1 protein-coding gene and 2 pseudogenes are annotated in these 1,634 nt (G+C 69.8%); all 3 read right to left on the bottom strand.

Annotation, left to right across the window (positions count from 1 at the left end; translation table 11 throughout):
- Nucleotides 1–431 (bottom strand): annotated as a pseudogene (locus tag BZL64_RS36340) (sortase-dependent protein); the annotation flags it as partial.
- 251 nt (nucleotides 432–682) lie between these two features.
- Nucleotides 683–1,102 (bottom strand): VOC family protein, encoded by a 420-nt coding sequence (locus tag BZL64_RS36335; RefSeq protein ID WP_086773293.1) that lies wholly within the window; start codon nucleotides 1,100–1,102, stop codon nucleotides 683–685.
- Between the two features lie 151 nt (nucleotides 1,103–1,253).
- Nucleotides 1,254–1,634, bottom strand: a pseudogene (locus tag BZL64_RS36330) (hypothetical protein); the annotation flags it as partial.

Genomic DNA, 1,634 nt, shown 5'->3' with positions numbered 1-1,634 from the left:
GTGGTGGGGGTGTCGTCGGCGCCGGTGCAGGCCTTGGCGGGGGCCTCCAGGATCGGGATGTCGGCGTCGAGGTCGTTGCCCGACTTGATGTGGATCCGGTACTTCGCGCCCGGCGCCCAGTTCTCGGCGAAGGTGACGGCGACGCCCTTGGCCGAGCCCTTGACCGGCGTGGGCGCGCCGATCCGCTTCAGGTCGGCGTTGTTGTTCTGGAGGAAGACCGTGACGACCGCGGGGGTTGCCGTCGCGTCGGTGTCGGTGACGGTGATGACACCCTTCGAGCCGTCGCAGGAGGCTGCCGCGGAGAACTGGCCGATTCCGAGGGGGTCGGTGGCCAGCGCGGTGCCGGTGGCGCCGAGGACAAGGGCGGCCGAGGCGCCGACGAGACCGAATATGCGCAGCGAACTGACGGCGGTACGGCGGGATGGGGACACGTTTGTCCTTTACGTGATGTGCAACTGCGTAGGGCGGAGGGGGAGATGCCGCCCCCGTGCGGCGGCGACAGCCTCCCCAGGGGTCCCACAGGTCTATAAGCGTTCCATAAGAAGTGTCAATCCGTCGATGCCTCCGGGCGCTTGGCTTTGCCCGCTCATTCACCGCCCGGACGTTTCAACGCTTCAAGAACCTACGGCTGGGCGGGTGTCGGACGCACCCGCCCGTGCCAGGCGTGCCGCGCTCCGGCGGATCAGCCCTGGACCGCCGCCGGGTCCATCCAGACGACCTCCCAGGTGTGGCCGTCGAGGTCGTCGAAGGAACGGCCGTACATGAAGCCGTGGTCCTGCGTCTCGTTGGCCGGCGAACCGCCCGCCGCCAGGGCTCGGTCGACCAGTTCGTCGACCTTCTCGCGGCTCTCGGCGCTCAGCGCGATCATGACCTGGCTGGTCTTCGTGGCGTCCGCGATCTCCTTCTTGGTGAAGGTCGAGTAGAACGGCTTGGTCAGCAGCATCGCGATGATGTTGTCGCTGATCACGACGGAGGCCGCGTTCTCGTCGCTGAACTGGGGGTTGAGCGAGTAGCCCAGCTCCGTGAAGAACTTCTTGGAGGCGTCCAGGTCGCTCACGGGCAGGTTGACGAAGACCATCTGCTGGTATGCCGGGGTGCTCATCGGGTGTCTCCCATCGGGTCGTACGGCTGGTGCGCGGTGCGCGTGTTCTTCGGTGGGGTAGACCCGGGGCCCGCGCGGAAGTCATCGGTGGTCGAAGATTTTCTTCGCTCGGATCTTCGCTCGGATGCGCGTGCGGTGTTCGTGCGGTGGCTCACGGGGTCAGCGGCAGCGCGGCGAGGGCGGCCACGGTCAGGGTGAGCGGGACGAACAGTGCGGCGAGGGCGCCCGCCCGGAGCGCCGCCGCGCTACGCAGCGCCGTGGACGGGGCGCCGAGGCGGAGCAGGGCGGCCGTCGTCCCGGCGCGGGCCTGACGGGCCTCGACCGCGGCCGTCAGCAGCGTGGCGAGGGAGCAGCCGGCGACGAGGGTCGCGCCGAGGGTGGTCAGCGGGCCGAAGGAGGAGTCGGCCGGGTCGTAGAGGACGGCCATCGTGTACGCGCCGGAGGCCACCGCGCACAGGATGCCCAGGGGTGCGCCGATGCGGGACGCCTCCTCCATCAGGCCGCGGCCCGCGAGGAGGCGTCCCGCATCGGC

The organism is Streptomyces bobili (assembly GCF_002154575.1).
GTDB classification, from domain to species: domain Bacteria; phylum Actinomycetota; class Actinomycetes; order Streptomycetales; family Streptomycetaceae; genus Streptomyces; species Streptomyces bobili.
The sequence above is the reverse complement of the archived record's forward strand: the minus strand, read 5'-3'. Positions and strand labels throughout refer to the sequence as shown.

Bases quoted from the DNA above. Each gene is read 5' to 3' on its own strand.
- BZL64_RS36335 (WP_086773293.1), bottom strand. From the start codon at position 1,102: ATGAGCACCCCGGCATACCAGCAGATGGTCTTCGTCAACCTGCCCGTG.